General features: G+C 39.2%; 17 protein-coding genes and 1 pseudogene. 6 read left to right on the forward strand and 12 right to left on the reverse strand.

Features of this window, described 5'->3' with window-relative positions; genetic code table 11:
• The 3 genes and pseudogenes from O9332_RS22760 to O9332_RS22770 form a co-directional block, all read right to left on the reverse strand.
• Nucleotides 1-232, reverse strand: a pseudogene (locus O9332_RS22760) (ISNCY family transposase); the annotation flags it as partial.
• Nucleotides 233-507: 275 nt separating this feature from the next.
• Nucleotides 508-954 carry a PIN domain-containing protein gene (locus O9332_RS22765; RefSeq protein ID WP_002761289.1) on the reverse strand — a complete coding sequence of 149 codons (447 nt, stop codon included), beginning with the start codon at nucleotides 952-954 and terminating at the stop codon, nucleotides 508-510.
• Nucleotides 941-1,174, reverse strand: a complete 234-nt coding sequence (locus O9332_RS22770; protein ID WP_002761288.1) for an antitoxin family protein — start codon at nucleotides 1,172-1,174, stop codon at nucleotides 941-943. Before O9332_RS22770 ends, O9332_RS22765 begins: the two co-directional genes overlap by 14 nt.
• A 253-nt stretch (nucleotides 1,175-1,427) precedes the next feature.
• On the opposite strand from O9332_RS22770, the gene O9332_RS22775 reads away from it, so the two are divergent.
• Nucleotides 1,428-1,721 (forward strand): DUF433 domain-containing protein, encoded by a 294-nt coding sequence (locus O9332_RS22775; RefSeq protein WP_002761286.1) that lies wholly within the window; start codon nucleotides 1,428-1,430, stop codon nucleotides 1,719-1,721.
• Between the two features lie 35 nt (nucleotides 1,722-1,756).
• Here O9332_RS22775 and O9332_RS22780 read toward each other — a convergent pair whose 3' ends face one another.
• Nucleotides 1,757-1,954: a type II toxin-antitoxin system HicA family toxin gene (locus O9332_RS22780; RefSeq protein ID WP_002761284.1), complete on the reverse strand. Its 198-nt coding sequence runs from the start codon at nucleotides 1,952-1,954 to the stop codon at nucleotides 1,757-1,759.
• A complete protein-coding gene (locus O9332_RS22785) occupies nucleotides 1,955-2,200 on the reverse strand; it encodes a DUF1902 domain-containing protein (protein WP_002761282.1) in 246 nt (81 codons plus the stop codon).
• Between the two features lie 100 nt (nucleotides 2,201-2,300).
• On the opposite strand from O9332_RS22785, the gene O9332_RS22790 reads away from it, so the two are divergent.
• Both O9332_RS22790 and O9332_RS22795 read left to right on the forward strand, forming a co-directional pair.
• Nucleotides 2,301-2,888 carry a transposase gene (locus O9332_RS22790; protein ID WP_288027552.1) on the forward strand — a complete coding sequence of 196 codons (588 nt, stop codon included), beginning with the start codon at nucleotides 2,301-2,303 and terminating at the stop codon, nucleotides 2,886-2,888.
• A 519-nt stretch (nucleotides 2,889-3,407) separates the two neighbouring features.
• Entirely contained in the window at nucleotides 3,408-3,611 is a 204-nt protein-coding gene (locus O9332_RS22795; RefSeq protein ID WP_002761278.1) for a hypothetical protein, read from the forward strand.
• Between the two features lie 125 nt (nucleotides 3,612-3,736).
• On the opposite strand, the gene O9332_RS22800 is transcribed toward O9332_RS22795, so the two are convergent.
• From O9332_RS22800 to O9332_RS22820, 5 genes are all read right to left on the reverse strand, one after another.
• Nucleotides 3,737-6,559: a helicase-related protein gene (locus O9332_RS22800; RefSeq protein ID WP_002761276.1), complete on the reverse strand. Its 2,823-nt coding sequence runs from the start codon at nucleotides 6,557-6,559 to the stop codon at nucleotides 3,737-3,739.
• A gap of 277 nt (nucleotides 6,560-6,836) precedes the next feature.
• Nucleotides 6,837-9,389 (reverse strand): leucine--tRNA ligase, encoded by a 2,553-nt coding sequence (gene leuS / locus O9332_RS22805; RefSeq protein ID WP_002761274.1) that lies wholly within the window; start codon nucleotides 9,387-9,389, stop codon nucleotides 6,837-6,839.
• Between the two features lie 330 nt (nucleotides 9,390-9,719).
• Nucleotides 9,720-10,052 (reverse strand): hypothetical protein, encoded by a 333-nt coding sequence (locus O9332_RS22810; protein ID WP_002761272.1) that lies wholly within the window; start codon nucleotides 10,050-10,052, stop codon nucleotides 9,720-9,722.
• 22 nt (nucleotides 10,053-10,074) lie between these two features.
• Nucleotides 10,075-11,004, reverse strand: coding sequence for a CoB--CoM heterodisulfide reductase iron-sulfur subunit B family protein (locus O9332_RS22815; protein ID WP_002761270.1), 930 nt, complete (start codon nucleotides 11,002-11,004; stop codon nucleotides 10,075-10,077).
• 292 nt (nucleotides 11,005-11,296) lie between these two features.
• The gene (locus tag O9332_RS22820) at nucleotides 11,297-11,647 is read right to left on the reverse strand and encodes an STAS domain-containing protein (RefSeq protein ID WP_002761268.1); all 351 of its coding nucleotides are present in this window, start codon (nucleotides 11,645-11,647) and stop codon (nucleotides 11,297-11,299) included.
• Nucleotides 11,648-12,005: 358 nt separating this feature from the next.
• Here O9332_RS22820 and O9332_RS22825 point away from each other — a divergent pair, with 358 nt between their 5' ends.
• The 3 genes from O9332_RS22825 to O9332_RS22835 all read left to right on the forward strand — a co-directional run bounded on the left by O9332_RS22825 (nucleotide 12,006) and on the right by O9332_RS22835 (nucleotide 14,067).
• Nucleotides 12,006-12,200: a hypothetical protein gene (locus tag O9332_RS22825; RefSeq protein ID WP_002761266.1), complete on the forward strand. Its 195-nt coding sequence runs from the start codon at nucleotides 12,006-12,008 to the stop codon at nucleotides 12,198-12,200.
• Between the two features lie 229 nt (nucleotides 12,201-12,429).
• The gene (locus O9332_RS22830; protein WP_002761264.1) at nucleotides 12,430-12,774 is read left to right on the forward strand and encodes a hypothetical protein; all 345 of its coding nucleotides are present in this window, start codon (nucleotides 12,430-12,432) and stop codon (nucleotides 12,772-12,774) included.
• A 78-nt stretch (nucleotides 12,775-12,852) separates the two neighbouring features.
• Nucleotides 12,853-14,067 carry a DUF790 family protein gene (locus O9332_RS22835; RefSeq protein ID WP_288027551.1) on the forward strand — a complete coding sequence of 405 codons (1,215 nt, stop codon included), beginning with the start codon at nucleotides 12,853-12,855 and terminating at the stop codon, nucleotides 14,065-14,067.
• Between the two features lie 102 nt (nucleotides 14,068-14,169).
• Here O9332_RS22835 and O9332_RS22840 read toward each other — a convergent pair whose 3' ends face one another.
• Together O9332_RS22840 and O9332_RS22845 are read right to left on the reverse strand one after the other, a co-directional pair.
• On the reverse strand, nucleotides 14,170-14,631 hold the full coding sequence (locus O9332_RS22840) for an Hsp20/alpha crystallin family protein (RefSeq protein WP_002761262.1): 462 nt from the start codon (nucleotides 14,629-14,631) through the stop codon (nucleotides 14,170-14,172).
• Nucleotides 14,632-14,762: 131 nt separating this feature from the next.
• Nucleotides 14,763-16,148: a hypothetical protein gene (locus O9332_RS22845; RefSeq protein ID WP_002761261.1), complete on the reverse strand. Its 1,386-nt coding sequence runs from the start codon at nucleotides 16,146-16,148 to the stop codon at nucleotides 14,763-14,765.
• Nucleotides 16,149-16,347 lie beyond the last annotated feature (199 nt).

The following is a 16,347-nucleotide window of genomic DNA, read 5'->3' on the forward strand; positions in this document are numbered from 1 at the left end:
TTGGTTTCGTCAGAGACGGTTTTATTAGTGGGATTGATCACAAACGGTTGACCGCGATCTTTACACTGACGTTTCGGCTTGCCATTATGTGTAGAACCATTCTTGATCCTATGGTGAGAACCACAACGCTTGACAGGGGAATAGAGGTGAAGGGGGTATTTTGTTCGGTGCTAGACTGATATTTGAGTAAGCCAGACAGAAGCCAGAAAAAGATATTTATCAGAAAAGTCATGAGCAAGCTAGAGGTTTAAAGACTGAGCGGGTTCCAATTATTTTTATTCATAAATATTTTACACAATTCATACCAGGTAAGCAAGAGGGCTACGCCACTACTACCAAATCATTACCTCGCTTTGAAGGTTCTCGCAATAAGACTCAAATTAAAGGTTTATGGAAAGATGTTGTGATCAGTGATGACGATTTAGAAGAAGCTGAAAAAGCAGTTTTTCGAGATTAGATTACACTTCATTTTTATGACAAATGCTGTAGTTCTCGTAAATGATATTTTTAAGAGTTTAAATCTTTAAAGGGATTGATAACCTGTAAGCTATTATTGATAATTAAACCATCTTGCATATCTTCTGAGTAGAGAATAGTTGCATCGCCTAAAACTGCACTAGCAACAATCAGGCTATCCCAAAATGAAATTAAGTAGCGATCTCGTAATTTCACGGCATACTCAAGGGTTTCGAGGGAGACAGGTAAGATTTCACACCCTTGTGTCAATTCTTCAAGTAGATTTTGGATTTGTAAATTATTAAACCCTGCTTTGCGGATTAAATTTGAGCAAACCTCATTGACAACTTGTGTACTAATTATCAAGTTTTCTTGATTCGTAATATTTGTCGCTATTTGTTGCTTAGGGATGGCATTAGGATCGCTACAATTAACAATGAAGCGATACAGCCAAATATTAGAATCAATAAAGAAGGGTTGAGATTCACCAGCGTTCATTGGCTTCTTCTCTGGTAAGAGGATGGAAATCTTCAATTTTAATCGGATTTGCTGTTAACTGGGCGATTATACCCGTTTCTGACCATTTTTGGGAAGTAAGCTGGGAAATTGAATTCGATTCTATAATGAGTTTAACGCACTGTCCTTCATTGAGTTGGAGATTACCAAGAGGACGTAAAACGCCATTTTCAAAGACGGCTTCACAGGTTTGTTGCGGCATAACTCAATCCTTAATTCTAAATTACTCTTATTTTAACCGATGAATCAACAACGCACCCAATCCCGTCTAAACTATGATTTTTTTGATTGTTTGATTGACTATTATTTTTTTCGGCTATCGTCCCTGCGATAGAATTCTGATAATCTCCCCATTCAATCCCCTGCCCCGACCAATGTTTAGGCCATGCTAGAATGGTGATAAAAGCATAGAATCCTATGTAGTTTAATTAGTTGAGAATGAATCAGAGAAAGTTATGTTCACAGATATCAATATTGGCACTTTCATAAAAAGCGATCCCAAAATTCATGGAGGTTGTACTATTATCGCGGGAACTGCTGTTACTGTACGAAGAATAGTGATCTGGTATAAGTTAGGATATAGTCCTGAAGAAATTGCCGATGAAATCCCTCATCTTTCTTTGGCACAAGTTTATGCCGCTCTAACTTACTATCATACTAACAAAGAAACAATAGAAGCAGAAATTATAGCCGAAGCCGCCGAAGCAGATCGCCTTGAAGCATTACATTATTCTTCTTCTTATGAGTAGAATTAGCTTATATATGGATGAAGATTCCACACCGTTCAAAAGGCTTTAGATAATCCGGCTTGTTTCAAAACTGCATTGGCAGTATGGCGTGATTTAATAGTATTATCAACTACAAATCTTCTTTCTGTCAGAGGACTATACCAAATTTCATGATCTCCTTTACCTTGACGTTCAAAATAACATCCAGCTGCTGAGAGCAGTTTTTTTAATGCAGGTGTTAAAGAAGTAGCCATCTAAACACCGCACTCAATTGATTCTTGACGATGACTAATGAGTTCAAAAGTTATCGCTTTTTGAGGTTCAATGGTAATTAGATGATTGAGTTGTAATAATTCTGGAATTATCTGTCGTAATTTAGCTGTTAAAGCTTCGATGGTATCAGCTTCGGTGACTAATCCCGGAATATCTTCACTCTCTGCTACCCAAACTTGCGCCTCTCGATCCCAAAATGCTTCTACTTGGTACGGTTTTTGATTCATGATGATTTAGTTCAAGTGAGTAGAATTAGCTTATCTATCAATCAAGATTATACAGTGCGATCGCCTTTCTGACAATCTTACCACCAATCCCCAACTCTTGATGATTGCCGATGAATCGCTTATAACTGAATTAACCGCCACCATCCGCCACGCCATGAATGAACCCCAAAAACATCGACAATCTATTCGTTTAAAAGGCTATGATTATAGACTTAATGGAGCTTATTATATCACAATTTGTTCTTATCAGAAGCAGTATCTATTTGGTGAAATTGTTGAAGGAAATATGGAGCAGAATTTACTTGGTGATACTATTGAAGCGGTATGGTATAGACTACCTCTAAATTTTAAATTTATTGAACTAGATGCTTTTATTGTCATGCCCAATCATATTCATGGAATTATAGTAATACAAAATTATGATCTGGAAAAGACCGAATACGATTCTCAATATACTCACGGTACAATGCCGGAATCTTTGGGGGCTATTGTGCAGAATTTTAAATCAATTTCTACTCGTAAAATCAATTTTTTATGTGGTGATCGCCTGAAAATTTGGCAGCGCAATTATTATGAACATATCATTCGCAATGAAAATTCTTATCAAAAAATCCGGCAATACATTCTTGATAATCCGCGAAATTGGGAACAAGACGAGAACAATCTGAATAAATTCAAACCAATGTAGGGGCAAATAACCTGTGGGGACAAATAACCTGCGGGGACGAATAACCTGTAGGGGCGAAGCATTCGGGCATAACATATTGCTGAAACCATAAATTTCTTATCCGAATGCTTCGCCCCTACCCCGGGCAATAAACTAATAACCTTCGCCTATTATCCCTGTGATACAATTCTGATAATCTCCCCATTAAATCCCTGTACGGGCGAAGCATTCGTGCATAATCTATCACTAACCTTAGCCTATCATCCCTGTGATACAATTCTGATAATCTCCCCATTAAATCCCTGTACGGGCGAAGCATTCGTGCATAATCTATCACTGAAACCCTAGATTTTCTATCCGAATGCTTCGCCCCTACCCCAGACAATAACCTTAGCCTATTATCCCTGTGATACAATTCTGATAATCTCCCCATTAAATCCCTGTACGGGCGAAGCATTCGGACGATAACTTATCGCTGAAATCCTAGATTTTATATCCGAATGCTTCGCCCCTACCCATCAATTCCCCATCTGCCACGCTATGAATGAACAACGCACCCAAACATACCTAAACCTGATTAATCAGCTATTATCCTGCAATGATGGCGATGAACCCCGAATCTTACAGGAAAATCGGGAATTGCTGGATGAGGGGTTGGTACAGGTAATGGTAGCAGTAGCGCAATGCTTAGGTGATGTTATACTAATAATAGTCTTGCCCAAATTTTTATTAAGGACGGGATGATCTTAAAAATATGCAATATCAAGTCAATCTCAAGCAATCAGAAGAGGGATATGCCGTTCATTCAAAATCGACAAATTGGGTTTTGGGTGTTATTGTCGATGTAGTCGGGGATGAGCATTTTATTCTTATTGAGTATTGATTGAATTTAAAAGTAATTTTAGATCATCATCTTCGTTTTCAGGCTTTAAATATAATGCACAAATTCGCTCAACATCATCGGCTAAAACTTTATTTTTTTGACACCAATACTGAAGACAAATATCACTTAAATTTTCAATAAAATCATGGTCAACATTAGCGGCTGGCGTACTTTCTTCACAGGCGATTTTATCTAAAATTTTAACAATATCAGGTTCAGCTAATTGTTTAGTCCTGGGATTATAAAAAATGCCGTGATAATTTTGCTTATGTAAAACTAATAGATAAAGTAAGGGATGTTTTTCTGAATATATTTTAGCACTAATTAAATCATCAGATAAAGTTTTTGCATAATCACGATTAAGTTGAAGTTTTGCTGTATGTTGATAATAAGGAGAAATGTCTAAATCTGCTAAAGCATTAAGATTGATTTCCCCAGATTCAATCGTCACTTGAGATGCCATTTCAGAAATATTAATTTCTTGAGTTTCCGCAATAGTTAAAACAGGTAAATCAATTACTTTTTTTGATTCTTGATGACGAGACATTAAATTTTTCCATCGTTTTTGAATTTCCACTAAATCATAATTTAGTGCAGTGTTACTATTCTTTGCGCTTAGTGTTGGCACAAAAGTATAAATGTGAACGATGCGAGGTAAATACCAGAAACGTAAAATTCTTCCCGCTCTTTGAACTGGTGCGATCGGAGTCCAATCAATATCATAATTAATAACTACTGAAGCATCTTGCATATTGACACCAACACCATGGGCATCAGTCGAAATAAAAATATCATAATTTTCGGCAAATTTCTCGGTTGTTTTATTGGAATGAGGAGCAAATTGTTTAATTAACTGTTCAATCTCTCTACTATCCTTCATCTCATATTTTTTTTCATCTTCGCTTTGCTCGATAGTATATGCAATTTTTAAAGAGGGAAAATTACTTATAAAGTACCGAGAAAGATAAGCAACTGTAGCCCTTCTTTCACAAAAAATAATTACCTTTTGCTGTTTTTCTAATACCTGCTCTTTGATAAGGGCAGATAAAATTTGGAATTTTAGATCAAGGTGCTGATTAAGGTTCTGGTTGATTCGTTTCAGTTTAGCAATAATAGGTCTTAAAACATTTTCTCTATCTTCACGAGAAAACACAAATTCAAGTTTATGAAAATTAAAACTATTCTCACCGCCAGGAGTATCAGCAATCCTTTCTAAAACTCCTTGAAGTGATAGAGGTGAACTTGCCCATGCAATCTTAACTAAACGATTAAATAAATCTTTAAACATGATATTTTTAGATTTAAGGTTAAAGTAACCTTTGACTATTGCTTCAGTCAATTCATCTTGAAGAATCAGAGAAAAATTGATGCTATGAAGAATTATATTTGGCACATAATGTCTTTCTTCACCAAAATTAATATAGGTTTCTAATCCTTCCTTTTGACCATAATATTTAGCAACGTGAGGAGTTGTTAATTGACTAGCTACAGAAAGATTAATAAATTCATCTATATCGTTGATACACCAAGCATTAATATCTTTTTTTTCTTCTCTAAATAAATGATTCTGTTCTGGACACTTTTCCAAGAAATAGTCAAATTCTTGAGGTTTACTTTCGCAAGTGTGAGGAAGTAGATAAAGTTGATTATTGATATTTTCAATATCTTTAGCATAAGGTGAACCAGTTAAAAGTAAAACTTTAAGATTACCCTTTTTTACTAATTCTCTAAGTTTGATAAAAGCTAATCTTTCTTTTGGTTTTTTAGTCATATTAAATAAATCTTGTTTAAATCGATTTCTAAATTCTTGACTTTCATCAATAATTAATAACCAACGCTGATTTTTAATATCTTCTAAAATATCTTCAAATAATTCCAAGGCATGATCTTGTTTAGCATCTTTTTTATCAAACGTTTGCCGCACAAAATAATCACAGGGTAATCCCGCTTCTCGCATTTCTTTTTGCCAATTGCTACGAACGGCTTTAGGTCCAATAACCATGATATTATCAATTAAATCTTCATCTCGTAAATGAAGAGCTACATGAACCGCTACAACAGTTTTGCCTAGTCCAGTTGAAGCAACCAGCATTGAGCCATCAAAGTTTTTGATCTGTCGTAAAGTTTGGGCAATCATGTCAATTTGGTAGGAAAGTGGCTTTTTAGAATATCTAGTTTTGGGAGGCTGGATATTTTCTAAAACCAACATAGTTTTGAGATAAATGTCCCAAGGTGCAGCAAACTGTAACCATTTTAGTAAAATTTCTAATAGTTCTTGAGTTAAATCTTTAGCCTCAGCAAAATAATCATCAAATTCTTTAACTAATGCAAGAACCTCTGTTTTATCAGTGATAATATTACCACCTTCAACTTGTTCTCTTAATCCTTTACCAGTTAAATTTGACGAAGTTTGAATTGCCGCTTTTTCATCACAGATGTAAAGTTTATTATGATGATCTTTGGCTCTGGCATCTACAATTCCAAACTGATTTGATTGTATTTTTTCTATAATATCAAGAACTGATTTTCTTCTATCTCTGTCTAATCCTATACGCACATCTCTCATTATTTCTTGAATTAATGCCATCCTTGCCCTTTGCTCTCCTGGATCATCTAAACCTACCAAAATATAGGTTTGTTTTCCTGTAGTATAACCCCGAACTAAATTCCAACCTTTAATCGTAAAAAAGCCTGTGGCAATGCGAATTTTTTGATTAGCTTCTTCTAAGTATTTGGTAATATATTCTATTGATTTACCTGATTCAAACCAGCTTAATCTGTTGTTATTTAAAGATTTTAATTCTTTCATATTAAACCTTCAATATCGAGATATATTCTGAATCGTAAGTCATAACTATTATAATCTCATTTCTCTTTGTGATCAAGTTGAAGATTTTCTAGTTTTTGACGGCAATAAGCATTAATACTTATTGCACAAGTGAGATGCTCTCTACTAAATCTGGTTATTAAAGACTGATTATTTATTCCCCTTTTTGCATGAGTGCATGAGCAGAAAACGGGTTTCTCCGAGAAACCCGTTTTCTGTGCGTTACTCAATTCCCTACCATTGTGATAATTGCTGTCATTTAAACCACGACAAAATTAACTAATTTGCCCGGGACAACAATCACTTTTTTGATTTCCTTACCCTCTAAATAACGTTGGGCGATTTCTGATTCCAGGGCGAGGGTTTCTAGGGTGCTTTTATCGGCACTAGCGGGAACTTGTATCGTGCCTCTGGTTTTTCCCAAAATTTGGATGACAAGGGTAATCTCGTCCACAATAAGGGCAGTAGGATCAACTTTTGGCCAGGGTTGCAGGTGAATTGATTGGCTATGGCCTAAAGCTTGCCATAATTCCTCGCTCAGATGGGGAGCAAAAAGGGAAAGTAAGATTAATAGGGTTTCGATTCCTTCCCGATAAATGGGGGATGCAAAACACTTATTATCCCCTAAAGCGTTACTGAGTTTCATTAATTCGGAAATGGCGGTATTAAATTGATAATCTCCTTCTAAATCCTCGGAGATTTCTTTAATAGCGGTGTGAATTGCCCGTCTTAAATCCTTGTCAGTTTTCGAGAAAGTCTCTATTTTTTTGACTTGCTTGGGTTTATTTTCAATATATTCGCTGACTAAACGCCACACCCGATTAAGAAAGCGAAATTGTCCTTCTACCCCCGCATCATCCCACTGTAAATCTTTTTCTGGGGGTGCAGTAAAAAGTATAAACATTCGGGCAGTATCAGCCCCATATTTTTCGAGAACTTTCAGAGGATCAACGCCGTTATATTTCGACTTAGACATTTTTTCAAAGAAGAAAGATAGAACTTCTCCCGTGTCTTTATCGCAATATTTATCCTCTTTATAGATAACATTTTCTGCGGGGACATATTTGCCAGTTTCGGGATTTTTGTAGGTTAATCCCTGTACCATTCCCTGGGTTAACAGACGGTTAAAAGGTTCATCGACATTAACTAAACCTCGGTCTCTTAAAACTTTGGTAAAGAAACGAGAATAGAGTAAATGTAGGATAGCGTGTTCGATTCCTCCGACGTATTGATCCACGGGCATCCAATCATTAACCTTCTCGAATTGAAAGGGTATATCTTCATTTTTAGCATCGGTATAACGGAGGAAATACCAACTAGAATCGATGAAAGTATCCATAGTGTCGGTTTCCCGTTTTGCGGGAGTTCCACAGCGAGGACAATCCACATTTACCCAGTCTTCTAATTTGGCTAAAGGAGAAGCACCTCGACCGCTAAATTCGACATTTTCTGGTAAAGTAACGGGTAAATTATCGATAGGTACTGGTACGGTTCCACAGTTAGGACAGTGGATAACTGGAATCGGACAACCCCAATATCTTTGACGGGAAATTAACCAATCCCGGAGGCGATATTGTATTCTAGCTTTGCCGTAACCTTGGGCAGTGGCATAATCAATAATAGCGGTTTTTCCTTCTTGGGAATTCAGTCCATTAAATTGAGCGGAATTAATCATAATTCCCGCTTCTGTGTAAGCATCTTTTAACTCAATTTCGCCACTTTCTGGAGTAATAACTATCTTAATTGGCAGATTATTTTCCTGAGCGAATTTAAAATCGCGACTGTCGTGAGCCGGGACTCCCATTACTGCACCAGTACCGTATTCGTAGAGGACATAATCAGCAATTAAAATCGGAATTTCTTCACCGGTAAAAGGATTAATTGCCACTCCTCCGGTTTTAATACCGCGTTTGGGTTTATCTTCGGCGGTTCTTTCTAATTCGCTTTCGCTGGCTATCTCTTGAATAAAAGTTTCTACGGCCGATTTTTGTTCGGGAGTGGTAACTTGTAAAGTTAAGGGATGTTCGGGAGCAAGTACCACATAAGTGACTCCATAAACCGTATCGGGACGAGTGGTAAAAACGGCAATTTTTTCTGTGGAGTTAACAAGAGGAAATTCTAAATAAGCACCTACCGATTTACCAATCCAGTTGGCCTGCATGGTTTTAACCCGTTCTGGCCAACCGGTAAGTTTATCTAAATCAGTGAGTAATTGTTCGGCATAATCGGTGATTTTTAGGAACCATTGCCGGAGTAATTTTCTTTCTACTTTAGCACCCGATCGCCAAGATTTTCCTTCACTATCTACCTGTTCATTTGCTAAGACAGTTTGATCGATAGGATCCCAATTCACTGCCGCTTCTTTTTGGTAGGCTAATCCTGATTCAAAAAACTGTAAAAATAGCCATTGGGTCCAACGATAATATTCCGGGGAACAGGTGGCAACTTCTCTTTCCCAATCGATAGATAATCCTAACTGTTGTAATTGCCGTTTCATCTGGGCAATATTTTGATCAGTCCATTTTGCCGGAGGAACTCCCCTTTCAATAGCGGCATTTTCTGCGGGTAATCCGAAAGCATCCCACCCCATGGGATGCAGCACGCGATAACCCTGCATTCTTTTCAGACGGGCAATCACATCGGTGATAGTATAGTTGCGAACGTGACCCATGTGCAGGTTGCCCGATGGATAGGGGAACATGGAGAGGGCGTAAAATTTCGGTTTATCGGCGTTTTCTGGGGTTTTGTCCAATCCCATTTGCTGCCAAATCTTCTGCCATTTCTGTTCGATTTCTGCGGGGTTGTACGGCACTGGGGTCTTTTCTCCTGAGTTGTATCTATCCCTCCCATTTTACCGCAGCCGGCTGGGGGTGATTGCCAGTCTTGGAGTTATCCACCCTGCCAAAAACCCTCTGGGTTTTAGTGGTTAATTTTCACGGCGAATATTAAACCTCTTGCATAATTAACTTGTGAGGGTTCAAAAACGTCAAAAATAAGGATTAAATCGCATAAAATCTGTAAATAGACCATTTAACTGATTATTATTTCATTCTTAATTCTCCTGACTACTGACTACTGGCTACTGACTCCTAACCCTAACAACAATTTTTGATTTTTACAAGAGGTTAACAGCCGTTCGACTTCACCCAATAGTTACTTGACTGGTATCGACGCTGGTTGCTCCCTGGACTTTACTGGCAATGGCCACCATTTTATTTAAAGTCGCCTGATTGGAAACCTTGCCTTTTAGTACAACTTTACTGCCAGTTTGAGCAACCCACAATTTGTCTTCATCAGCTAAATCCGGTGTCTCGTCAAAAGCTAAAACTACTCGTTTAGCTAGGCCGCTTTCGTCGTATTTTCCATCTAATCCGACTCTTTCGGGGGGAATACCCGCAGCAGCGGCTTTCCCCGCGATCGCACTAGCGGCATCGGCCGGTTTATCTAAGCCAAAAATTCTTTTTAACCAATCCATTGCTAACACTCCTGATTGAGTTCTAAAACCCCAATTTCTTTAACAGAGATTTGGTGGAAACGATGTGTCGATCTAATCCTAAACGATCAGGACTGACTCCCACCGCTAAAGCGACTAATTGGGAAAAATGTAACACGGGTAAACCTAAACTTCGACCGATCGCTTTTGCCACTTCCGGTTGTCGGGAATCAAGATTAAGATGGCATAAAGGACAAGGGGTGACTAAACAATCGGCCCCCGCTGCCATGGCCTCTAAAATGTGTTTTCCTGCCATTTGGAAGGATTGGGTGGTGGCATAACTGGACAGGGGCCAACCACAGCATTGAGTGCGTCCTTGATAATAAATCGGATTCGCTCCCACGGTCCGAAAGACATTTTCTAGGGATTCCGGCTGAAAAGGATTATCGTAGGGGAGAGTATCCTGGGCCCGCAGGAGATAACAACCATAAAAACTGGCACAATTTAAGCCTGATAAGGGACGAACCACCTTGGCCGCCAGATTATCTAAGCCATAATCGCCGACAATTGCCCAGAGTAGGTGCTTAACCGTCGTCGTACCTTGGTAGGGGGAACAATGTTCTTTCTGTAAATAATTATTAACTTCCTCAACATAATTGGGATTATTATGCTTTGCTTCCTTCAAGCGCTCATCCACATGACCGATCACTCCTTGACAGGTGCTACAGTGAGTCAACAGGGGTAAATTGAGGGCTTCCGCTAGGGCAATATTGCGCGCGTTGACGGCATCTTCCAACAGCTGCGAATCTTCCTTATAGGTTCCCGAACCACAACAGGCAGCTTTTTTGAGTTCGACTAAATTAATCCCCAAAGCTTCCGTCAGGGCTGCCGTGGATAAATATAGTTCCCGACAGGCACCTTGGGCGACACAACCGGGAAAATAAGCATACTGGAGATTTTTGACTGTCATGGATTCTAGGAAATTACTACTCATTACCTATCTACCATCTTGGCCCCCTTCCCCTCTGTCATCACTAAAGTCATGGAATTTCTTAATAGACAGCCTTTTGTGAGCTGCTCCCAACAAGTGTATGCTAGTTTGCCCCCCGAAATAATATCCAAAAACGAGGAGAGCCATCTCAACAGTATAATGCCTCTCCTTGAGAAAAATTGTTGTTTTGAGGAGTCGGTTGTACCAATGGCAATCTGTCCGGTCAAGAGGTGATTTACCGGTAGAATTGAGAGTGCAGCCGAGAAATTACGGCCAGAAACCCTATTTTGTCTGCTTACGCCGCTTGAGGGAGGGTGATAACAGCATCAAAGTCAGCACGGCTAGGGAAAACCGAGAGAACCCGATCGAGTTGGGTTAATTCAAAGATAATCTTGACTGAAGGTGGAATAGAACAGATATTGAAGGATTTTTCTTGACTTTGAGCCAGACGAAAGGCAGTAACTAAAGCCATTAATCCAGCGCTGTCGAGGAATTCCACCCTACTCATATCCACGAGAAAAGTGATAGAGCGACTCTGGTTAACCAGATTGGTGAGCTGCTCTTGAAATTCTAGGACGTTAGCGGCGGTAATATAGCCGTTTGGCTCAAATAGAGCAATTTCCGGGACTTTTACAGGACTTTTCATGGCTGGGCTTTGAAATTCATAAATGAACCTTTTAACTGGAGATCAGATACCGCTATTATGTCCTAACTTTCTGATTTTGCAACCTTGGTCTTGATATATTTTCCCTCTCCTGAAAAGATTAATCTTTTCTTAATCTTTACCCTGTGGGAAGGAACCACTTTTAGGTTAACCTGATGATCCGGGGAGTCAAGAGGAACAGTGATCAAGGCTTATTAGGGCGAATACCAGGGGAAAGTCGTTAGGTTTAAGCTCTAATCCCGAATGACTGATGATGACCCAGTATTCTACCGGTATTTTTGCTAAAATAAAGTAAAGCAGGATACAGAAACTAGATTTATTGAACTAGAGTAAGGAAATTGTGGATACCCAGCCGACTATCCGCCAATTAGTGGAACAAGCCCTATATTATCGTCAAATCACGCCAGAAATCGAAAACGGAATTAATGAACTCCTCGCTCGTCTTGGCTACGTTTCCGATGTGGATTACGAGGCCCTAGAGTTACTCATGGATGAAATGGACGAGGGCCGGATTAATCTCGTTCCGCGTCGGTAACTTCAGTTATCAGTTATCAGTTATCAGTTATCAGTTATCAGTTATCAGTTATCAGTGGTGAGTTATCAGTGGTGAGTTATCAGTGGTGAGTTTTCAGTTCACTCCGGACCTAGTAACGAAGAACCTGACTGATGACTGATGACTGAACAATCCCCCAAAACCCAATTTCCCCAAATTTCCCCAAATTAATATAATTGACTTCAGGCTTTCTCTTAACCTGATTTTTTCCATGATTCCTTTAACTCTTAATCTCTTGCAAGGTTCCGTTACTTTTCGTTTCAGTCCCAGTGCTGCTCTGGATTTGCAAAGGGAAATTAATATTTTACTCGATCGCCTGAAAGCGATCGCCAGTAATGCCTCTAGTGGGGGTAAACCCCAACCCCAAAAACCGCTGGAATATCAGCACACTGGTGATGTGTTTCTGGAAGTGTTTTGTAATCCCAATATTTATCCGAGTCCTTTTTCGGCTAAAGTTTTGTTAACGGTTCGTGACGATCGCCTACGCTTAACCACAGAAGCAGAATTAACCCGTGTAATCGAGGATTTAGAGCGTTATATCGACCAAAATAGTTAGAATCGGGGGATTTTTGGGGTTTCGACCTTTCCTTGTCGTCCCACCTCTCCCCATCTGATTATTCTTCTCTAGCTTGCCATGTTACCGACCGATTTATTGATTTCCCGTCAAAATGGCGAGACAATTATTCCCAAACGCTTACCGATCGCTCCTGATTATCTGATGAGCGCTCAAGAACAAATCACCTGTTTTCAGGAAAGTATCGGTCAAACTAAGGGAGAATTAAGCCAAAAACTCCTAATCTTGGAGGGAGACAGTCCCGATTATAAAATTAAACGGGGATTTGCTCACCTATTAACCAATCATTTTGCCACCTTTGAGATTATTAGTCCCTTAGAACCGCAGGAATTAAGAAAAAGAGTTTTTGAACAAGCGGCTAACTTTGTTCCTATTCCCCAAAATCGATCGCTAATTCTTCAAACAATTGCCCAGCAAATCAGCCAAGAATTAAATCAAGAAATTTTTCCAGTAGCTCTAGAAAAAGGACTCTATGCTGATTTAGCAGAGAATAAAATTCTCACTCAATTTGATGCTCCCACCCCCGAAAACTTAATTCATCGTTTTAACCTCTCGCAAATTCAAGGTATTTTTTATCGGGCCAGTTATTTAATCATCAACGTCCACCGCAACGATCCGGGGGAATATAAATATCTCTTTCGCTATCTAAAACTATTTCGTTTAATGACTTATATCGAAGGGGATGCCGACACGGGATTTACTATTACTATCGATGGTCCCACCAGTTTATTTAAAGCTAACAGTCGTTATGGCATTGAAATCGCTAAATTAATTCCTGCCTTACTCCATGTTACTCACTGGAATCTGAAGGCACAATTACAGTACAAAGATTCCTATACAGGAACTATTAAAAAACAACAGTTTAATTTAGAGGATAACTGTGGTCTGGTGTCCCACTATTCCCCAGGTAAACCCTACGATAGTATGTTAGAGGAATCTTTCGCTAAACGTTGGTTACAGTTAAAAACTGAATGGCAACTAGAAAGGGAAGTGGATTTAGTGCCTTTACCCGGAGGAGTGATGATTCCCGATTTTCGTTTAGTGCATCCCGATGGTCGCGTTTTTCTCCTCGAAATTGTTGGTTATTGGCGACCAGAATACCTACAAAAGAAATTTTTACAGGTTAAATCGGCCCAAGCAAACAATCTAATTTTAGCCGTATCGGAACGGTTAAATCTAGAAAAAGCTGGAGTTAAATTTCAAAATCTACCCGCTCAGGTTATCTGGTTTAAAGATAAATTATCACCCCAAGCAGTGTTAGAAGTTTTAAGTTAAAGGTTTAGGAAGCTAAAAGCGGAAGTATGGTTTGATACTCCCGCTTTGGTTTAATCAGACTAGGTTAACCTTTTTGCTCAAGACCGGACAATGAGTGCTACATCATTGAGCAATGGTAGGATTGATGGACACTTTCACCACTTTATTTTTTTCTTCTTCCGCTTTCGGGAGAGTGAGATTGAGAATGCCATCTTTGTATTCAGCAGTCACGTTATTGTTATCAACCCGAACCGGTAGAGGAATAACCCGATGGAATTTACCATAACGGAACTCAGTGCGGGTAAATCCTTCTTCTTCGGTTTTAATTTCCGATTTCCTTTCACCATTAATGGTCAGACTATCGGCTGTCACTTCCAGGTTGAGGTCTTTGGCTTCCATACCAGGTATTTCCAGTTTAAGCTGAACTGCCTCTGGCGTTTCGGTCATTTCCGCCGCCGGGATGAAGGATAACCCCATTTTTTCGCCATTGCCTACATCAGTCGGCACAAGACGGTCAAACAAGCGATTCATTTCTTTCTGTAGGCTTTCTACTTCTCTGAAAGGTTCCCAACGTATAAGTGCCATATAAGTCACCTCCGCAGTTTTCTTAACGCTAGAGATGTTGGTTTATCTCTACACTTTTAGGATAGATAAAAGATTCTCTGACTGGGGTAGGGTTTTCGGTATTGAGTTTTTCCAGATTCCCGTACTATCTCCTATACTAGGGTCTGCTGATGAATAATTAAACTTTCTAAACTGGTTTGTAAATCTTGGGTTAATTGGGCTACGGCCGAGCGTCGATCGCTTTTATAATCAGCATAGCGCTCGGATACGGAAATAGGTTTACCAATAGTTATTATCGCTTTTTGTTGACCAATTTGGGGACGAAAAAAGGGATTACCTCCCTTAATTCTTGTCACTAAATCCCAGAGTAATAAAATTGTCTCGGCAAATCTTTCTACGGTGGGTTTTTCTTTGACATAATAACCAGTTACTGACACGAAACTTTCGACAATTCTCATGTGCCACATTTTTAAATTAGCTTCATCGGCCAGGCGATCAGCTAATCCTAATTCAAGGGGAGAAATAGAATGAGTGGGTTTTAATTCTTGGCGATAAATACGTTCCCATCCTGCTTGTTCCAAACGACGACAGCGATCGATTACATTACCATTAGGAGAAACATTAAAATACTTTTCTACGGTTTGTAGGGCCACATCTAATAAATTGGCTAAACGTTTTGCTAGGGTTTCGTTTGGATCATCGCCATTGGCAGGTACTACAGGCAAAGATTGATAGTAGAAATCTCGATAAAAATCCTCCATTAAGGATAATAATCTTTCTCCTAACCGAAAAAGACGCTCGTATAAAACCTTTTCTTTTAGGGATGAATTCGGGGTGGGTTCTAAACCGCTATCGTTTTCTAAATTAGTTAAAATTTGCTCGATTTCTTGCCACACTGGAGTCAGATAAAAATACTGAATACCAATAGGTAAAATAATTAATTCTTGCTGTTGTTTAGCTTTTCTGACATCATCCACCCCCCAAAAAGCTAATTGAGAAATACCCGGTTCAATCGCACTGACAAGCTCATTATGTCCGTTAGTTGCCCCTTCCGGAGCGGCGGCTAAAGGATAATCTCCTTCTAATAATAAACGACGAGCCGAACGCAATCCGATTAAATCAGCTTTTCCCCGTTGAATTGGTGTGCCACCTAACTTAGAATATAACCATCCTACCCTTTCTCCCGCCCATAAAGGAATCCCTCGATCATACATAAAATGAGCGTGAATTGGCTTGTTTAATTTTATTCCTAACTCTTCGGCTTTTTTGGGTACTAATTTCCACAAAAGATAGGCCATACAGTAGGGATCGTTAATACTGGGATGACGGAAAGCAAGCAGTAAACGGACTTTTTTCTCTTGACTTTTTTGATAAAATGTGATTAAAGTTTCTAGATTGGCGGCGGAAATTTCTCTTAAGTTGGTTTGAGTTTGTAACCAAAGAGGTAAAAAGATTTGACATCCCTTTAAAAGCAAGGGATTAAGGTCAGGTGGGATAAATTCGAGGGGAGGTTGCGCGCCCAAAGATAGATTAGACATATAAGTATAAGTAGGGTCTGCTGAAAAAGTTTTTCCTAGGGGCAGGGTGTAGGGTGTGGGGTGTGGGGTGTGGGGTGTGGGGTTTTACCCATTTTCATCGGGTAAATTACCTAATTTTCAGGGAAAAAGTCCAGGGATTTTCCCCCCGACCACTCCCATATCTGGTACTTTTTGATTGACAAAAAGTCTAAAAGTCTTA

Source organism: Microcystis sp. LE19-10.1B, from assembly GCF_027530565.1.
GTDB classification, from domain to species: Bacteria; Cyanobacteriota; Cyanobacteriia; order Cyanobacteriales; family Microcystaceae; genus Microcystis; species Microcystis aeruginosa.

Bases quoted from the DNA above. Each gene is read 5' to 3' on its own strand.
- O9332_RS22765 (WP_002761289.1), bottom strand. From the start codon at position 954: ATGAACGCTGGTGAATCTCAACCCTTCTTTATTGATTCTAATATTTGG.
- O9332_RS22770 (WP_002761288.1), bottom strand. From the start codon at position 1,174: ATGCCGCAACAAACCTGTGAAGCCGTCTTTGAAAATGGCGTTTTACGT.
- O9332_RS22775 (WP_002761286.1), top strand. From the start codon at position 1,428: ATGTTCACAGATATCAATATTGGCACTTTCATAAAAAGCGATCCCAAA.
- O9332_RS22780 (WP_002761284.1), bottom strand. From the start codon at position 1,954: ATGGCTACTTCTTTAACACCTGCATTAAAAAAACTGCTCTCAGCAGCT.
- O9332_RS22785 (WP_002761282.1), bottom strand. From the start codon at position 2,200: ATGAATCAAAAACCGTACCAAGTAGAAGCATTTTGGGATCGAGAGGCG.
- O9332_RS22790 (WP_288027552.1), top strand. From the start codon at position 2,301: ATGATTGCCGATGAATCGCTTATAACTGAATTAACCGCCACCATCCGC.
- O9332_RS22795 (WP_002761278.1), top strand. From the start codon at position 3,408: ATGAATGAACAACGCACCCAAACATACCTAAACCTGATTAATCAGCTA.
- O9332_RS22800 (WP_002761276.1), bottom strand. From the start codon at position 6,559: ATGAAAGAATTAAAATCTTTAAATAACAACAGATTAAGCTGGTTTGAA.
- O9332_RS22810 (WP_002761272.1), bottom strand. From the start codon at position 10,052: ATGGATTGGTTAAAAAGAATTTTTGGCTTAGATAAACCGGCCGATGCC.
- O9332_RS22815 (WP_002761270.1), bottom strand. From the start codon at position 11,004: ATGAGTAGTAATTTCCTAGAATCCATGACAGTCAAAAATCTCCAGTAT.
- O9332_RS22820 (WP_002761268.1), bottom strand. From the start codon at position 11,647: ATGAAAAGTCCTGTAAAAGTCCCGGAAATTGCTCTATTTGAGCCAAAC.
- O9332_RS22830 (WP_002761264.1), top strand. From the start codon at position 12,430: ATGATTCCTTTAACTCTTAATCTCTTGCAAGGTTCCGTTACTTTTCGT.
- O9332_RS22835 (WP_288027551.1), top strand. From the start codon at position 12,853: ATGTTACCGACCGATTTATTGATTTCCCGTCAAAATGGCGAGACAATT.
- O9332_RS22840 (WP_002761262.1), bottom strand. From the start codon at position 14,631: ATGGCACTTATACGTTGGGAACCTTTCAGAGAAGTAGAAAGCCTACAG.
- O9332_RS22845 (WP_002761261.1), bottom strand. From the start codon at position 16,148: ATGTCTAATCTATCTTTGGGCGCGCAACCTCCCCTCGAATTTATCCCA.